We start from the raw sequence: 15418 nt of genomic DNA on the forward strand, positions 1-15418 counted from the left end.
CCCTTACCCACCGCAACCCCTTGCCGCATGCCGCGCGACCGGAGAAGCCTTGCCCGCCTTCCTTCGCAGACCAGACCCCCGCGCCCTGCCAGCCCTGCTCTGGCTCGTGCTGTTCATGGTCGTGCCGTGCCTGCTGCTTTTTGCCTATGCATTCTTTGAACGCGGCACATGGGGCGGGATCGTCTACACCTTCACGCTTGGCAACTTCGCCCGCGTGTTCGACCCCCTCTATGCGGGCGTCTTCCTGACATCCGCCCGCATCGCCGCAACGGCCACAGCGATCGCCCTGCTGATCGCCTACCCGGCGGCCTATGCCATCAGCCGCGCCCCGCGCCGCCGCCAGCCGATCCTTCTGTTCTTCGCCGTCCTGCCGTTCTGGAGCAACTACCTGATCCGCACCTATGCCTGGATCGTGCTTCTGAACCGTGAAGGCCTGATTAATAGCCTGCTCACCAGCGCAGGCTACACGGGCGAGCCCCTGTCGATGCTCTACACCGAAGGCGCGGTGATCGTGGGGCTGGTCTACAACTACCTGCCCTTCGTCATCCTTGCGATCTATTCCAGCCTGTCGCGCCTTGATCCGCAACTGGCCGAGGCGTCGCGCGACCTTGGCGCCGGGCCGGTGCGCACCTTCCTGCGGGTGACATTGCCCATGACGCTGCCGGGCGTGGCGGCCGGGGGCGTGTTCATCTTCGTCCTCTCCATCGGCAACTTCGTCACCCCGGCGCTGCTGGGGGGCGGGCGGTTCCAGATGATCGGCAACCTTGTCTATGACCAGTTCCTGACCGCCAATGACTGGCCCTTCGGCGCGGCGCTGGGGATGATCCTCATCCTTCTGATGCTCCTCCTTCTGACCATTCAGGCCCGGCTGACGGACCGCGCCGCGGGCACCCGCCCGCCCGCGCGCGAGGAGGCGGCATGAAACCGCATCGCTGGGCCGGTCGCACGATCCTGATCCTTGTCTTCGGGTTTCTCTACCTGCCCATCGCGGTGCTGGTTGGCCTTTCCTTCAACGCCTCTGGCCTGCCCACGGTTTGGTCGGGCTTCACATTGCAATGGTACGGCGCGCTGGCCAGCAACAGCGACATTCTGGGCGCGGCCTCCAACACCCTGATCGTGGCTGCCTTTGCCACGCTGATCTCCACCATCCTTGGCACGCTTCTGGCGCTGGGGCTGGAAAACCGCCGCCGCAACGGGACGGTGGTCGAGGCGCTGGTCTTCGCGCCCATGGTGATCCCGGATATCGTGCTGGCGGTGGGGTTGTTGTCCTTTTTCTCGCGCCTCGGGCTGCCCCTTGGCCTGCACACGATCGTGGTCAGCCATGTGATCTTCTGCCTTGCCTTCGTCTGCTCCATCGTCCGCGCCCGGCTGAAGCATTTCGACCATTCCATCGTCGAGGCGTCGCGCGATCTGGGCGCCTCGGGCTGGACGACGTTCTGGCGCGTCACCTGCCCCGTCCTTCTGCCCGCGATCATCGCCGGGGCACTGTTGGCCTTCACCCTGTCCATCGACGAATTCATCATCGCCTTCTTCACGGCGGGCGCAGGGCGATCGTCGATCACGCTGCCCATGCAGATCTATTCGATGATCCGCTTCGGCATCACGCCGGAAATCAACGCCCTCGCCACCCTCGTCATGGGCGTCAGCGCCACCGCCCTGATCCTGTCGCAATGGCTTAACAAGGATACGTTGCGATGACCGCCGCAGCTGACCGCTTCCTCGCCCTCGAAGGGCTGACCAAGGATTTCGGGGCCACCCGCGCCGTGGACGGCATCTCGCTCGATCTGCGGCGGAACGAATTCTTCGCCCTGCTCGGCCCTTCCGGCTGCGGCAAATCCACCCTGCTGCGGATGCTGGCGGGGTTCGAGGCGCCGACCGAAGGCCGCATCCTGCTGGACGGGCAGGACATCACCGCGCTGAAACCCGAACGCCGCCCGCTGAACCTGATGTTCCAATCCTATGCGCTGTTCCCGCACATGACGGTGGCGCGCAACATCGCCTACGGGCTGGAGATGGAGCGTCTTGCCAAGCCAGAGATCGCCGCGCGCGTCGATGAGATCATGGCGGTGACCGACCTCGCCCCCTTCGCCGACCGCAAGCCGGATCAACTGTCGGGCGGCCAGAAGCAGCGCGTGGCCCTAGCCCGCGCCCTGGTGAAACGGCCGCGCGTGCTGCTCCTGGACGAACCCTTGGGCGCGCTGGACCGCAAGCTGCGCGAAAGGATGCAGCTGGAACTGAAACGCCTGCAGCATGAGGTGGGGATCACCTTCGTCATCGTCACCCATGATCAGGAAGAGGCGCTGGTGATGGCCGACCGCATTGCCATCCTGCGCGACGGGCGGCTTCTGCAATGCGGCACGCCGGAAGATGTCTACCAACGGCCCGCCGACCGGTTCGTTGCGAATTTCATCGGCACGATGAACTTCGTCCCCGGCGTGATTGACGCGGGCGCCCGCTTCACCGCCCCTGCGATCGACCTGGCCGCACCGGGCGCCCCGCCCGGGCGTGCCGTCCTCGCCATCCGGCCCGAGGATGTGGCGCTGGCCGAACCGGGCGCGGGCATCCCCGCCACCTTGCGCGACATCGCCTATCACGGCTTGGACCGCGTGCTGCATGTCACCCTGTCCGCCTGCGGCACCCCGCTGCAACTGCGCATCCCTGCCCGTGCCGACCTCACCCCCGCCGTGGGCGGCACGCTGCACATCGCCCTGCCCCCCGACCGCTGCACCTTCTTTCCCGACTGACCCGATCCTGATCCGCAAAAGGAGCCACCATGCCAAAGACCATCGCCTTCTTCCCCGAAGCGGCCTTCGGCCCCGCGCTGAACTCTGTCGGCATCGCGCAGGCGGTGCAGGCCTTGGGCCACAAGGCCGTGTTCCTGTCCGATCCGGGGTTTCTGTCTGTCTACGAAGGCTATGGGTTCGAAGCCCATCCCGTGAACCTGTCCGAACCCATGCCGCCCGAACAGATGGCCAAGTTCTGGGAGGATTTCATCAACGGCCACATCCCGAACTTCCGCAAATCGCCCTATGACCAGATCGACAATTACGTTCTGGATTGCTGGACCGCGATCGTGGAAAGCGCGCGCTGGGCGCAAAAGGACCTGCCCGCCGTGCTCGACCGGATCAAGCCCGACATGATCTGCGTGGACAATGTGATCCTGTTCCCGGCAATCAAGCAATTCGGCAAACCCTGGGTGCGGATCATCTCCTGTTCCGAGAACGAGATCGAGGATGAGGCAATCCCTCCCCACCTGTCGGGCTGCAAGGCCGCGGATCACGCCTGCCACGCCGCCTATCGCGCGCGCTTCAACGCCGTGATCAAGCCGCTGCATGACCAGTTCAACGCCTTCCTCGCCGAAAATGGCGAAGCCGCCTATCCGCTGGGCCAGTTCTTCGAGGCGTCGCCCTTCATGAACCTGCTCCTCTACCCGGAACCGGTGAAATTCACCCGCAGCGAGCCGCTGAACCCCGCGCAGTTCCAGTATCTGGAGGGCTGCGTCCGCAAGGAAAAACCCTATGAGATGCCCGCCTTCGCCGCCCATGGTGACAAGCCGCTGATCTATGTCTCCTTCGGCAGCCTTGGCGCGGGCGATACGGACCTGCTCAAGCGCATCATCGCCGCCATCGGCAAGATGCCCTATCGCGCGCTGGTGAACGTGGGCGATTACTTGGGCGAATACAGCGACCTGCCGCCCAACGTGGTGATCGACAGCTGGTTCCCCCAGCCTTCGGTCATCCCTATGGTGGATGCTGTCATCCATCACGGCGGCAACAACAGCTTTACCGAGTGCCTCTATTTCGGAAAGCCTGCGATCATCATGCCCTATGTCTGGGACGGGCATGACAACGCCACCCGCGTCGATGAAACCGGCCACGGCTTCCACCTGCACCGCTATGACTGGACCGATGCCGACCTTGCCGCGAAACTGCAGGCCTGCCTGACCGACCCCGCCATGAAGGCGCGGCTGGCCGCCACCTCGGCCCATATGCAATCGCGCAACGGCCAGCAGAAGGCCGCCGCCATCCTTGATCAGATCGTCACAACCGGGGCCTTCCATGCCTGACAGCCTGAAATCATCCGCCCCGCATATCCATGGGGCCACCACATTCTCCGATCTTGCCGATTGGGGTGCACAGCCCGATTGCCTTGAAGGCCAATCCCATTCCACCGGGCGGCTTCTGTTCAAGGGGCCGGGGAACCAGCCCGAATGCGGCATCTGGGTCTGCACCCCGGGCCGCTGGCGCCTGTCCATCCCGCGCGACGAATTCTGCCATTTCGTCGCCGGGCGGGCCACTTACCGCTCTGACACGGGCGAGGTGATCGAGATCACGCCCGGCACCGCCGTCCTGTTCCCCGCTGGCTGGACCGGCGAATGCACCGTGCATGACACGATGCGCAACATCTATCTGCTGGCCTGACCGACCCGGTCACCAGCCCCAACACGGAAAGAAGAACCATGACCGCCACACCGCTGATGCGCAAACCGCTGGAACAGACGGAACTGAAGGATTGGGGCGTGATCCCCACCATGATCGAAGGCGAAAGCCGCACCTCCGGCCTTGTCATCCACAAGGGGCCGGACGGACAATCCGAATGTGGCCTGTGGGTCTGCACGCCGGGCAAATGGGAATGTCACGTCACGCGTGACGAATTCTGCCACTTCCTTCAGGGCCGCTGCACCTATGTCCACGAAAGCGGCGAGGTGATCGAGATCACGCCCGACACCGCCGCCTTCTTCCCGCAGGACTGGAAGGGGGTCTGCACCGTGCATGAGACGATCAAGAAGGTCTACATGATCCGCTGACGCCCCACCTTCCGTCACAATACCAAGGACCGCCGGACGATGCCCTTCGACCTGAACCAGCCCTGTCACTTCCTGCAGGGCGGCTACATGCCCCTGTCCGGGCCACCCCGCCCGGTGATCGACCCCGCCACGCTGGCCACCGTCGGCCAGATCGCCGACAGCACGGGGGCCGAGATCGACCAGGCGCTCGCCGCCGCGACGGCGGCGCAGCGCCACTGGGCGCGGCTTGATGCCAAGACCCGCGCCACGGCGCTGCACCGCGTGGCCGCCCGGATCGAGGCGACCGACATGCGCTTTTGTGCCGAAACCATGTCGCGCGAGATGGGCAAACCCTACCCCGAAGCCATCGGCGAGGTCGCCAACTGCGCGGGCGCCTTCCGCTATTTTGCCGAGATGGCCCGTGATGACGGGGGCAAGGTCGCAGGCACCACACAGGCGGGGTCCTTCCAGTTCGCGCGGTATGAACCCTTGGGACTGTCCGTCCACATCATGCCGTTCAACTTCCCCATCCTTCTGATGTGCTGGACGGTGGCCGCCTCGCTTGCCGCCGGAAATGGCTGCATCATCAAGCCCGCGCCTGCCACCACCCTATCCACGCTCATCTTCATGGAGGTGTTCGCCGACCTGCCCCGCGGCCTTGTCGCCTGCCTGCCCGGCGGGGCGGATTGCGCGCAGGCGCTGATCAAGTCGCCCCGCACCCATGCCGTGGCCTTCACCGGATCGATCGCCGCCGCGCGCCACGTGGCCATGGCGGCAGCGGGCGAGATGAAACCGGCCGTGATCGAGGCCGGGGGATCGGACCCGATGATCATTACGCGCCATGCCCCCCTCGACGTGGCCGCTGCCGGCGCCGTGACGGCCGCCTTCCACATGTCGGGGCAGGTCTGCACCTCGGCCGAGCGGTTCTTTGTCGAAGACGCGATCCATGACGATTTCGTTGCCCGCTTCGCGCGGGAAACCGCGCGTCTGCGCATCGGCCATGGCCTGAGCCGGGCCGAGATCGGGCCGCTCGTTTCAGAGGCGGCAAGGGACAAGGTCATCCGTCTGGTGGAAGACGCCCGCGCCAAGGGCGCCACCGTCATCACCGGGGGCCGCATCCCGCCCGACCAGCCCGTGGGTTGGTTCTACGAACCCACGATCCTGACGGGCTGCACCCCCGACATGGATATCCTGCGCGAGGAATGTTTCGGCCCCGTCGCCGCCATCTGCCGCGTGCCGGATTTCGACACGGCCATCACGATGGCGAACGCGTCGGATTTCGGCCTTGGCGCGTCGATCTTCACCACCGCGCTGGACGAGGCGATGGACGCCGCCGAACGGCTGGAGGCGGGGATGGTCTGGGTCAACAACCCGCTGATCGACAATGACGCCCTGCCCTTCGGCGGGTGGAAGAAATCCGGGATCGGGCGCGAGCTGTCGCGCCTCGGGCTGGACACGTTCCGCCGATCCAAGATGGTGGTCATCGACCACAAACCCACGATCCAGGGGTGGTGGTACCCCTATCCCGACGACTGGTTCCACGATTCCGTCGGGCGCAGCCATGTCTGAATGGCGGCGGGGGGGCGCAAGCGCCCCCCCGCACCCCCCCGGCCCTTCGGATCAGCGGGTGAACTTCTTGTACTTCACCCGCTTCGGCTCTACCGAATCCGGGCCGAGGCGGCGGATCTTGTCTTCCTCGTAATCTTGGAAATTGCCTTCGAACCATTCCACATGGGCATCGCCTTCGAAGGCGAGGATATGGGTGCAAAGCCGGTCAAGGAAGAAACGGTCGTGGCTGATGATCACCGCGCAGCCCGCGAATTCCTCGATCGCCGCTTCCAGCGCCTGCAGCGTTTCCACGTCCAGATCGTTGGTCGGTTCGTCCAGCAGCAGGACGTTGCCGCCGGATTTCAAGAGCTTGGCCATATGCACCCGGTTGCGCTCCCCGCCCGACAGGATGCCCACCTTCTTCTGCTGGTCTGATCCCTTGAAGTTGAAAGAGGAACAATAAGCGCGAGAGTTCACCTCGGCATCGCCCAGAACCACGATATCCAGCGCGTCGGTGATCTCTTCCCAGACGTTCTTGTTGGGGTCCAGCGCATCGCGCGACTGGTCCACATAGGACAGCTGCACCGTATCGCCCAGCGTGATCGTCCCGCTGTCGGGCTTTTCCTGCCCGGTGATCATCTTCATCAGCGTGGATTTCCCCGCGCCGTTCGGCCCGATCACGCCCACGATCCCGCCGGGGGGCAACGAGAAGCTGAGGTTCTCGATCAGCTGCTTGTCGCCCATCGCCTTGGACACGTTCTCGAACTCGATGACCTTCGATCCAAGGCGCGGACCGTGCGGGATGATGATCTGGGCCTTGCCCACCAGTTCCTTGACCGATTCATCCGCCATCTTCTCATAGGCCTGGATACGGGCCTTGGATTTGGCCTGCCGCGCCTTGGCGCCCGCGCGGATCCATTCCAGTTCCTTTTCCAGAACCTTCTGCTTGGCCTTGTCCTCGCGCGCTTCCTGCGCCAACCGCTTGGCCTTGGCATCCAGCCACGACGAATAGTTGCCCTCATGCGGGATGCCGCGCCCGCGTTCCAGTTCCAGGATCCAGGTCGTGATGTCGTCCAGGAAATAGCGGTCGTGGGTGACCGTCAGGATCGTGCCCTTGTATTCGATCAGGTGCTTTTGCAGCCAGGCGATGGTTTCGGCATCAAGGTGGTTCGTCGGTTCGTCGAGCAGCAGCATGTCGGGCGCCTCAAGCAGCAGCTTGCACAGCGCCACGCGGCGGCGTTCCCCGCCCGACAGGGTTTCGACATTCGCATCATCGGGCGGGCAGCGGAGCGCCTCCATCGCGACGTCGATCTGGCTGTCGAGATCCCAGAGGTTTTCGGCGTCGATCTCATCCTGCAGACGGGCCATCTCTTCGGCGGTCTCGTCCGAATAGTTCATGGCCAGTTCGTTGTAGCGGTCGAGCTTGGCCTGCTTTTCGGCAACCCCCAGCTTGACGTTCTCGCGCACGGTCAGGTTCGGGTCGAGGTGCGGCTCCTGCGGCAGATAGCCGACCTTGGCGCCTTTGGCGGCCCAAGCCTCACCCTGAAAATCCTTGTCCCAGCCGGCCATCACGCGCAGCAGAGTAGATTTCCCCGCCCCGTTCACCCCAACCACGCCGATCTTGACGCCGGGCAGAAAGTTCAGGCGGATGTTTTCAAACACCTTCTTGCCGCCGGGATAGGTCTTTGACACGCCATCCATGTGATAGACGTATTGATACGAGGCCATCGTGCCGCTCCTGCGTGAATCCTTGGGAATGTTGGGGGGACATGTAGCGATAATGCTGGACAGTGGCAACGTGAGGTGATTGGGGCGGAAGGGATTGGGCAGTTGCCCGGATTTGCAGCGGAGGGCGGCGTGCGGGCAGGTTTCCCCGTGGCGCGGAAGGGCATGGTGATCGGGCTTCTGGGCGGCAGCTTCGATCCCGCGCATGGCGGACACGCCCATATCACGCGCGAGGCGCTCAAGCGGATGGGGCTTGACCGTGTCTGGTGGCTTGTCAGCCCCGGCAACCCGCTCAAGGTGCAGGGACCGGCCCCGCTGCCCGACCGCATGGCGCGGGCCCGGGCCGTGATGCGCGATCCCCGGGTGGTGGTCAGTGATCTGGAGGCACGGCTCGGCACCCGCTTCACGGCGGAAACGCTCACGCGGTTGCGGGCGATCTATCCCGGCGTGCGCTTCGTCTGGCTGATGGGGGCCGACAACCTCGGTCAGTTCCACCGCTGGGAACGGTGGGAGGATATCCTGCGCATGGTCCCCGTCGGCGTGCTGGCACGGCCCGGCTGGGGCGTGCGCGCGCGCATGTCCAAGGCCGCCCGCATCTACGGCGGCGATCTGGTGGATCGCGGCGAAGTGCTGCGCAGCAAGCGCGCCCCCGCATGGTGTTTCGTGAACCTGCCCATGGATTCGTCTTCCTCCACCGCGATCCGGGCGCGCGGGGAATGGCGGCGCTGATGTCTCCCTGATGCGGCGCGGCGTTTCTTCCGCTTGCCGCAGGGGCAAGGCTTTGGCTAGGGTTTGCCCCGCAACATCGGGGGGTGGAATGGTATCGCGACGGTTCGTTCTTGGGGGCGTTCTCGCCGGTCTGGCATCACCCGGTCTGGCCGAGGGCCTGCTGCGCAGCCCCCGTCCGATGCCCCGCCCCTCGGGCCAGACCACGCTCTCCACCTCTGGCCCCGAACCGGGCGCGTTGATCGAGGCAGCGGGTCTGGGCGGCGTGGTGGGCTACGCCGTCGCCGATGCCCGCAGCGGCCAGCTGCTCGAGGCGGTCGCAGAGCGCGAGGCGCTGCCACCCGCCAGCACGGCCAAGGCCATCACCGCCCTCTACGGGCTTGAAAAACTGGGAACGGGCCACCGCTTCACCACCCGCATCCTCGTGACCGGCCCGGTCCAGGGCGGGCGGGTGAACGGCGATCTCATCCTCCTTGGCTCTGGCGACCCGGAGCTTGACACCGACCGTATGGGTGACCTCGCCGCGCAACTGGCGGCGACTGGCATCCGTGGCATATCGGGCCGGTTCCTGATCCACGATTCCGCCTTGCCCGCCATCAGTGCAATCACCTCGGACCAGCCGGATCATGTGGGCTACAACCCGGCGATTTCGGGCCTGAACCTCAACTACAACCGCGTGCATTTCGAATGGAAGCGCGCGCAGGGCGGCTGGGGCGTGGCCATGGATGCGCGCGGCGAACGCTTCGCCCCCCCGGTCCGCATGGCCCGGATGGAAGTGGTGAAACGGCAATCGCCCCTCTTCACCTGGCGCGAACGCGCCGGGGCCGAGGAATGGACCGTCGCCAGCGAAGCCTTGGGCAAGGGCGGCAGCCGTTGGCTGCCCGTGCGCAACCCCGGTGCCTATGCGGGAGAGGTGTTCCAATCCCTCGCTCGCGCGCAGGGGATCGACCTGCCCGATCCCGCCCGCACCCCCCGCCTGCCGCAAGGGGCGCAGGTCGTCGCGCAACTGACGGGCGATCCCTTCCCCGATGTGCTGCGCCGCATGCTGCGCTGGTCCACCAACCTGACGGCCGAGGTGGTGGGCCTCACCGCCTCTGGTGCCGGGGGCCTCCGCGCCTCTGGGGATGCGATGTCGGATTGGGTCCGCGCCCGGCTTGGCGCAGACGGGCGCTTTGTCGATCATTCCGGTCTGGGCGGCAACAGCCGGATCAGCCCGGCTGAAATGGTGCGTGCGCTGGTCGCGGCGCAGGCCACGCCCGCAGGCAGCGCGCTGAAGCCAGTCCTGCGCGACATCGGCATGCGCAACGGCGATGGCGAGGAAATCGAAAGCCCCGTCACCGTGATCGGCAAGACCGGGACGCTGAACTTCGTCTCGTCGCTGGTGGGCTATGTGCAACCGCCATCAGGGCGCGAACTGGCCTTTGCCATCTTCTGCGCCGATGCGGCGCGGCGCGACCGCCTGTCGGTCGCCGAACGCGAAGAACCGCAGGGCGGCAAGGCCTGGACCCGCCGCGCCCGCCGCCTGCAAGGCCAGCTCATCGCACGCTGGGCCGGGCTTTACGCCTGACAGGCGCGGCTCAGGGCTTCATATGGCGCACCCTCGCGCCCCATTCGATGGCGGCGGCGTGCAGGCGGTCCACCTTCAACTCTTCCCGCACCTCTTCCAGCATCCGCAACTCCACCTCGTTGTGCTGGCCATCCGATGTCACCACATCGCAGGCCAGCGCATAGGCCGTCTCGTTCAGCCGTTCGGGCAACGCCTCGCGGATCAGGCCGAACAGCGCGTCAAGCCCATCCTCCTCTTCGAACAGGTCAAAGACGATCTGGCTGATGCGGCGGATGCGGTCGGTGTCGTAATCGGCAAAGACCGGCATATGGTTCACCATGCGCTGGATCGCCACCAGTTCGGCCATGCGCATGTTCTGGTCGGATGCCGAACAGGCCACCATGACGGCGATCAGCGCGTCCTGCGGCGACATGGGGGCGGTATCGGACATTCCAAAGCATCCTTGATGTTCGCAGCCCGCATCCCGGGCCTATCTTGTCGCACATTATTGACGTGATGCAGGGGCGGCAATAGAGGACGGGGGTTTGCGGGGGCATGGGGCCCCGGGCAGATGCCAAAGGATGTGAAGCCATGTCTTCCCTGCGCGATGCGGCGATGAAATCGAAAGCCTGGCCCTTTGAAGAGGCCCGCGCCATCCTGAAACGGTATGAAAAGAAGGATCCCGAAAAGGGGTACGTCCTGTTCGAGACAGGCTATGGCCCCTCCGGCCTGCCCCATATCGGCACCTTCGGCGAAGTGGCGCGCACGACCATGATCCGCCGCGCGTTTGAGGTGATCAGCGACATCCCGACCCGGCTCATCTGCTTTTCCGACGATCTCGACGGTATGCGCAAGGTGCCCGAGAACGTGCCTCAGCAGGACATGCTGCGCCAGCATATGCAAAAGCCGCTCACCAGCGTGCCCGACCCTTACGGCGAATATGAAAGCTTCGGCCACCACAACAACGCCATGCTGCGGCGGTTCCTCGATACCTTCGGCTTCCAGTACGACTTCATCTCGGCGACCGACTTCTACGGCTCGGGCCAGTTCGACGCCACGCTGCGCCTTGCGGCCGAGCGCTATGATGCGATCATGAACATCATGCTGGCGTCCCTGCGCGAGGAACGCCAGCAGACCTATTCCTGCTTCCTGCCGATCCACCCCGAGACGGGCCGCGTGCTCTATGTGCCCATGAAGAATGTCGATGCCGCGCGGGGCGAGATCACCTTCGACGATGAGGATGGCCGTGAATGGACCCTGCCGGTGACAGGCGGCCATGTGAAGCTGCAATGGAAGCCCGATTTCGGCGCCCGCTGGGCCGCGCTCGGCGTGGATTTCGAAATGTACGGCAAGGATCACAGCACCAACACGCCGATCTATGACGGCATCTGCGAGGTGCTGGGCGGCCGAAAGCCCAACCACATGACCTATGAGCTGTTCCTCGACGATCAGGGGCAGAAGATTTCCAAATCCAAGGGCAACGGCCTGACCATCGACGAATGGCTGACCTATGCCGCCACGGAAAGCCTGTCCTATTTCATGTATCAAAAGCCCAAGACGGCCAAGCGGATGCATTTCGACGTCATCCCGCGCGCGGTGGATGAATACCACCAGCAGCTTCGCGCCTATCCGACGCAGGATGTGGAGGGTCAGGTCAACAACCCGGTCTGGCATATCCATGGCGGCAACCCGCCGGAATCGAAAATGGTCGTCCCCTTCGGCATGCTCTTGAACCTTGCCAGCGTCGCGGGGGCCAAGGATGCCAAAGGGCTGTGGGGCTATATCCACGCCTATGCGCCCGAGGCCAGCCCCGAAACCCATCCCGATCTGGACGCGGCGGCGGGCTTTGCCGTCCGCTACTTTGCCGACCGCATCGCCCCCACGCGGCAGTTCCGCGCCCCCGACGCCCGCGAACGCGCCGCGATCGAGGATCTGCGCACCCGCCTTGCGGCATGGGATGGCGGCCTTGATGCCGATGCGCTGCAAAGCATGGTCTTCGCCGTGGGCAAGGATCACGGCTTCGAACCGCTGCGCGACTGGTTCAAGGCGCTGTATGAAGTGCTGCTCGGTGCCAGCGAAGGCCCGCGCTTCGGTGGTTTCATCGCGCTCTATGGCGTGGATGAAACCATCGCCCTGATCGACAAGGGGCTGGCCGGCGCACTGCCCGCCTGATCCTCGGCGCGCTTTGCAAAGGGTCAATCCTGCCCTGCGGGATTGACCTGATCCCGCATCGGTCTAGCCTTGGCATTGGGGACGTTTCTCAGCGAGGCCGCCATGCGCCGTACCGCCTTTGGACTTCTGACTGCCCTCTGCCTTGCCCTGCCCGCCTTCGCACAGGAAGATCCGGTCCAGCAGACCATCCTCAACCAGATCGAGGCGTTCAAGGCCGACGATTTCGCTACCGCCTTCACCTTCGCCTCGCCCACCATCAAGTCGATCTTCATGTCGCCCGAAAATTTCGGGATGATGGTCAAGAACGGCTATCCCATGGTCCACCGCCCGGGCGCCGTGCAGATGCTCGAACAGCGCGAGATCGCAGGAAGGCTGTGGCAGAAGGTGATGATCACCGATCAATCCGGCCGCACCCATATCCTCGATTACCAGATGATCCAGACGGAGGAAGGCTGGCAGATCAACGCCGTCCAGCTGCTGCCCGAACCCGGTGTCGGGGCCTGACGGGCTGGCCTCTCGGCGCACGCTCGTCTGACATCCCGTTAACCCTGCCTTGCTACCCGTTTGCCCGTTGTTAACCGGCGAGGGGACAAGATGAACAAGGCAGTGACGGACGGGCTGGTGCTGATGCCTCCGGCTTTTGAGGCGGGGCTGAACCTGTGGTCGCGCGAAGACGGGCTTCCCGGTCAGGGATCTTGGGCCAATCAGCCCAATGCGGCCTTCGTCCCCGCCGATCAGGACTTCAGCGGCTGTCTTGAGGTGCAAAAGACCACCGCCACGCTGAAGCTGCGCAGCTTCCAGCAGATCCCCTGCCGCCCGGGCATGTATCTGCGCGTGACCGCCCGCGTGAAATGCCTCTCCGGTCCCTTTCCTTCGGTGCGCATCGCGGCCTTTGCCGCAGCGGCCAACGGCGCGAATGTTCCCACCGCCGTCCAGATCGGGCCGACCGTCGCGCTGGATCAGTATGGCGAGGTGGTCACCGTTCAGGCACTGGTCGGTTCGGGCAACCGCAGCGGGGTGGACATGGTCTGGGGCACCGCACCCGCCTATGGCCATTTCGGGATTGATCTGACGGGTCCCACCGGCGCAGTGGTGCGCATCGACGACATCACCATCGAAGACGCGACCGACGTCTTCCATCGCAACATGATGACCTGGGTCGATGTGCGCGACTACGGCGCCCGGGGCGATGGCATCACCGACGATACCGCCGCCTTCGAGGCCGCCGATGCCGCCGCAGGACAGCGCTCCGTCCTCGTCTCGGCGGGCACCTACAGGCTGGCGGGCAACGTGACGTTTGAAAGCGATGTGCGCTTCGAAGGCACCGTCACCATGCCGCCCGAGATCCGCCTCACCTGCACCCGCAATTTCGACCTGAACACCTATGCCGCCGCCTTCGGCGGCGAAGAGGCAGGCTTCCGCAAGGCCGTGCAGGCCCTGTTCTTCTTCACCGATCATGTCGAACTTGATCTGTCCGGCCGCCGCATCGCGCTCTCTGCGCCGGTGGACATGGCGGCCCTGTCGGGGCTTATGACCTTCAACCAGCGCCGTGTCATCCGCAACGGCCAGCTTGAGGCCGCCGCCGGCCCGGCATGGGACACCACCACCGTCACCTCCGTCGCCACCTATTCCGTGGCACAGCCCGAAACCCTGACGGGGGTTGCCAACATCGCCAACATCCCTGTTGGCGCACGCATCTCGGGCACCGGCGTGGGGCGCGAGGTCTATGTCCGCGCCGTCAACGTCGCCGCCGGAAGCCTGACCCTGTCGATGCCCCTTTTCGCTGCTGCCGGAACGCGCACCTTCACCTTCCAGCGCTATCGCTATCTCGTCGATCTGAGCGGTTTCGAAAACCTCAGCCGGCTGGAATTCCGCGAGATCGAGTTCGGCTGCGCAGGCACCGCCAGCGGCCTGATCCTGCCCCGCGTCGGCATCGCGCTGCGGGTGGATAACTGCGTCTTCAACCGCCCGCGCGACCGGGGCATCACCTCCATCGGTTCGGGCTGTCAGGGGCTCATGGTCGATCTCTGCCAGTTCCTGTCGAACGAACAGGACGTCCCCGCCCAGAACCGCACCACCATCGCGCTGAACGTGAATGCCAATGACGCCAAGCTGCGCGAGAACCGCATCGTGCGCTTTGCCCATTTCGCGGTGCTGGGGGGATCGGGCCACCTCGTCGTGGCCAACCACTTCTTTCAGGGCGATGATCAGGTCGCCGGTCTGCGGCGCGCAGGCCTCATCTTCACCTCGACCCATGCCCGCAGCGTGGTGACCGGCAACTACATCGACAACTGCTTTGTCGAATGGTCCAACGAACACGACCCCGAGCCGGATTTCAGCAACGAGCTGTCCTTCGGCGGCCTCACGATTTCGGGCAATATCTTCATGGCCATCGACGTGAGCAGCGCCTTCCGCTGGATCGTGGTCACCCCCCGGGGTCCGGGCCATTTCATCAACGGGCTGGTGGTCACCGACAACGCCTTTCGCGTGGTCAATGGCAGCGTGGAGCGGGTCGAGATGGTGGATGACACCTTCGCCACGCTCGATTTCGGGCGGATGCGCAACATCACCTTCGATGCCAATGCCTTCCACTCCGTGTCGCAGATCACCGTGAGCCCGGTCATCATCGAACATTCCCAGACCACCGCCTCTGACACATGGGTTGTCTCGCCTGGGCCCTTCCTGCCCTTTGGCGGCAGGGCGCGGGTGGTGTCGGGTCTGGTGCCTGAGGGCCCGGTGCAGAACGCCGCGAATGTCGCGCAATATGTGCAGCCCCACGTTCTGGTGGAACAGGGCAGCGCGCGCAATCAGGTGCATGTCCGCTGGCCCACGCCCGTGCGCGGGCGCGTCCTTCTCACCGTGCGCGCGGACAATCCCACCTGACCGCCCCCGAAACGGGGCGGCAGATGGGGCCG

Annotated in this window: 14 protein-coding genes; 12 read left to right on the top strand and 2 right to left on the bottom strand. The window is 65.0% G+C overall.

The annotated features are described in order from the left end of the window. Positions 1 to 49 precede the first annotated feature (49 nt). From GU920_RS03500 to GU920_RS03530, 7 genes are read left to right on the top strand one after another with little or no spacing between them, the layout of a single operon-like run. The gene (locus tag GU920_RS03500) at positions 50 to 922 is read left to right on the top strand and encodes an ABC transporter permease (RefSeq protein ID WP_235933038.1); all 873 of its coding nucleotides are present in this window, start codon (positions 50 to 52) and stop codon (positions 920 to 922) included. Then, positions 919 to 1698, top strand: coding sequence for an ABC transporter permease (locus GU920_RS03505; protein ID WP_161765568.1), 780 nt, complete (start codon positions 919 to 921; stop codon positions 1696 to 1698). The genes GU920_RS03500 and GU920_RS03505 overlap by 4 nt, the downstream gene beginning before the upstream one ends. Then, on the top strand, positions 1695 to 2744 hold the full coding sequence (locus GU920_RS03510) for an ABC transporter ATP-binding protein (RefSeq protein WP_161765569.1): 1050 nt from the start codon (positions 1695 to 1697) through the stop codon (positions 2742 to 2744). Before GU920_RS03505 ends, GU920_RS03510 begins: the two co-directional genes overlap by 4 nt. A gap of 29 nt (positions 2745 to 2773) precedes the next feature. Further along, complete coding sequence (locus tag GU920_RS03515; RefSeq protein ID WP_161765570.1) at positions 2774 to 4066, top strand: nucleotide disphospho-sugar-binding domain-containing protein; 1293 nt, start codon at positions 2774 to 2776, stop codon at positions 4064 to 4066. Next, on the top strand, positions 4059 to 4421 hold the full coding sequence (locus GU920_RS03520) for a cupin domain-containing protein (protein ID WP_201743962.1): 363 nt from the start codon (positions 4059 to 4061) through the stop codon (positions 4419 to 4421). Before GU920_RS03515 ends, GU920_RS03520 begins: the two co-directional genes overlap by 8 nt. 38 nt (positions 4422 to 4459) lie before the next feature. Then, complete coding sequence (locus tag GU920_RS03525) at positions 4460 to 4807, top strand: cupin domain-containing protein (protein ID WP_161765571.1); 348 nt, start codon at positions 4460 to 4462, stop codon at positions 4805 to 4807. Between the two features lie 39 nt (positions 4808 to 4846). After that, a complete protein-coding gene (locus tag GU920_RS03530) occupies positions 4847 to 6355 on the top strand; it encodes an aldehyde dehydrogenase family protein (protein WP_161765572.1) in 1509 nt (502 codons plus the stop codon). A gap of 51 nt (positions 6356 to 6406) precedes the next feature. Here the strand turns inward: GU920_RS03530 and ettA are convergent, their stop codons facing one another. After that, a complete protein-coding gene (gene ettA / locus GU920_RS03535) occupies positions 6407 to 8062 on the bottom strand; it encodes an energy-dependent translational throttle protein EttA (protein WP_161765573.1) in 1656 nt (551 codons plus the stop codon). Positions 8063 to 8191: 129 nt separating this feature from the next. Here ettA and GU920_RS03540 point away from each other — a divergent pair, with 129 nt between their 5' ends. Both GU920_RS03540 and dacB read left to right on the top strand, forming a co-directional pair. After that, a complete protein-coding gene (locus tag GU920_RS03540) occupies positions 8192 to 8788 on the top strand; it encodes a nicotinate-nucleotide adenylyltransferase (RefSeq protein WP_161765574.1) in 597 nt (198 codons plus the stop codon). Positions 8789 to 8876: 88 nt separating this feature from the next. Next, positions 8877 to 10352: a D-alanyl-D-alanine carboxypeptidase/D-alanyl-D-alanine endopeptidase gene (dacB, locus tag GU920_RS03545; protein WP_161765575.1), complete on the top strand. Its 1476-nt coding sequence runs from the start codon at positions 8877 to 8879 to the stop codon at positions 10350 to 10352. Between the two features lie 10 nt (positions 10353 to 10362). Here dacB and GU920_RS03550 read toward each other — a convergent pair whose 3' ends face one another. After that, a complete protein-coding gene (locus tag GU920_RS03550; RefSeq protein WP_161765576.1) occupies positions 10363 to 10782 on the bottom strand; it encodes a tellurite resistance TerB family protein in 420 nt (139 codons plus the stop codon). A gap of 140 nt (positions 10783 to 10922) precedes the next feature. On the opposite strand from GU920_RS03550, the gene GU920_RS03555 reads away from it, so the two are divergent. From GU920_RS03555 to GU920_RS03565, 3 genes are all read left to right on the top strand, one after another. After that, positions 10923 to 12503, top strand: a complete 1581-nt coding sequence (locus tag GU920_RS03555) for a lysine--tRNA ligase (RefSeq protein ID WP_161765577.1) — start codon at positions 10923 to 10925, stop codon at positions 12501 to 12503. A gap of 102 nt (positions 12504 to 12605) precedes the next feature. Further along, positions 12606 to 13007 carry a DUF4864 domain-containing protein gene (locus GU920_RS03560; protein ID WP_161765578.1) on the top strand — a complete coding sequence of 134 codons (402 nt, stop codon included), beginning with the start codon at positions 12606 to 12608 and terminating at the stop codon, positions 13005 to 13007. A 90-nt stretch (positions 13008 to 13097) separates the two neighbouring features. Next, positions 13098 to 15386, top strand: coding sequence for a glycosyl hydrolase family 28-related protein (locus GU920_RS03565; protein ID WP_161765579.1), 2289 nt, complete (start codon positions 13098 to 13100; stop codon positions 15384 to 15386). Positions 15387 to 15418: the final 32 nt, after the last annotated feature.

The organism is Paragemmobacter ruber, assembly GCF_009908315.1.
GTDB classification, from domain to species: domain Bacteria; phylum Pseudomonadota; class Alphaproteobacteria; order Rhodobacterales; family Rhodobacteraceae; genus Paragemmobacter; species Paragemmobacter ruber.

Excerpts from the sequence above, each read along its gene's own strand:
- GU920_RS03505 (WP_161765568.1), top strand. The coding sequence starts at position 919 with ATGAAACCGCATCGCTGGGCCGGTCGCACGATCCTGATCCTTGTCTTC.
- GU920_RS03560 (WP_161765578.1), top strand. The coding sequence starts at position 12,606 with ATGCGCCGTACCGCCTTTGGACTTCTGACTGCCCTCTGCCTTGCCCTG.
- GU920_RS03515 (WP_161765570.1), top strand. The coding sequence starts at position 2,774 with ATGCCAAAGACCATCGCCTTCTTCCCCGAAGCGGCCTTCGGCCCCGCG.
- GU920_RS03550 (WP_161765576.1), bottom strand. The coding sequence starts at position 10,782 with ATGTCCGATACCGCCCCCATGTCGCCGCAGGACGCGCTGATCGCCGTC.
- GU920_RS03530 (WP_161765572.1), top strand. The coding sequence starts at position 4,847 with ATGCCCTTCGACCTGAACCAGCCCTGTCACTTCCTGCAGGGCGGCTAC.
- dacB (WP_161765575.1), top strand. The coding sequence starts at position 8,877 with ATGGTATCGCGACGGTTCGTTCTTGGGGGCGTTCTCGCCGGTCTGGCA.
- GU920_RS03565 (WP_161765579.1), top strand. The coding sequence starts at position 13,098 with ATGAACAAGGCAGTGACGGACGGGCTGGTGCTGATGCCTCCGGCTTTT.
- GU920_RS03510 (WP_161765569.1), top strand. The coding sequence starts at position 1,695 with ATGACCGCCGCAGCTGACCGCTTCCTCGCCCTCGAAGGGCTGACCAAG.
- GU920_RS03525 (WP_161765571.1), top strand. The coding sequence starts at position 4,460 with ATGACCGCCACACCGCTGATGCGCAAACCGCTGGAACAGACGGAACTG.
- GU920_RS03555 (WP_161765577.1), top strand. The coding sequence starts at position 10,923 with ATGTCTTCCCTGCGCGATGCGGCGATGAAATCGAAAGCCTGGCCCTTT.
- GU920_RS03520 (WP_201743962.1), top strand. The coding sequence starts at position 4,059 with ATGCCTGACAGCCTGAAATCATCCGCCCCGCATATCCATGGGGCCACC.
- ettA (WP_161765573.1), bottom strand. The coding sequence starts at position 8,062 with ATGGCCTCGTATCAATACGTCTATCACATGGATGGCGTGTCAAAGACC.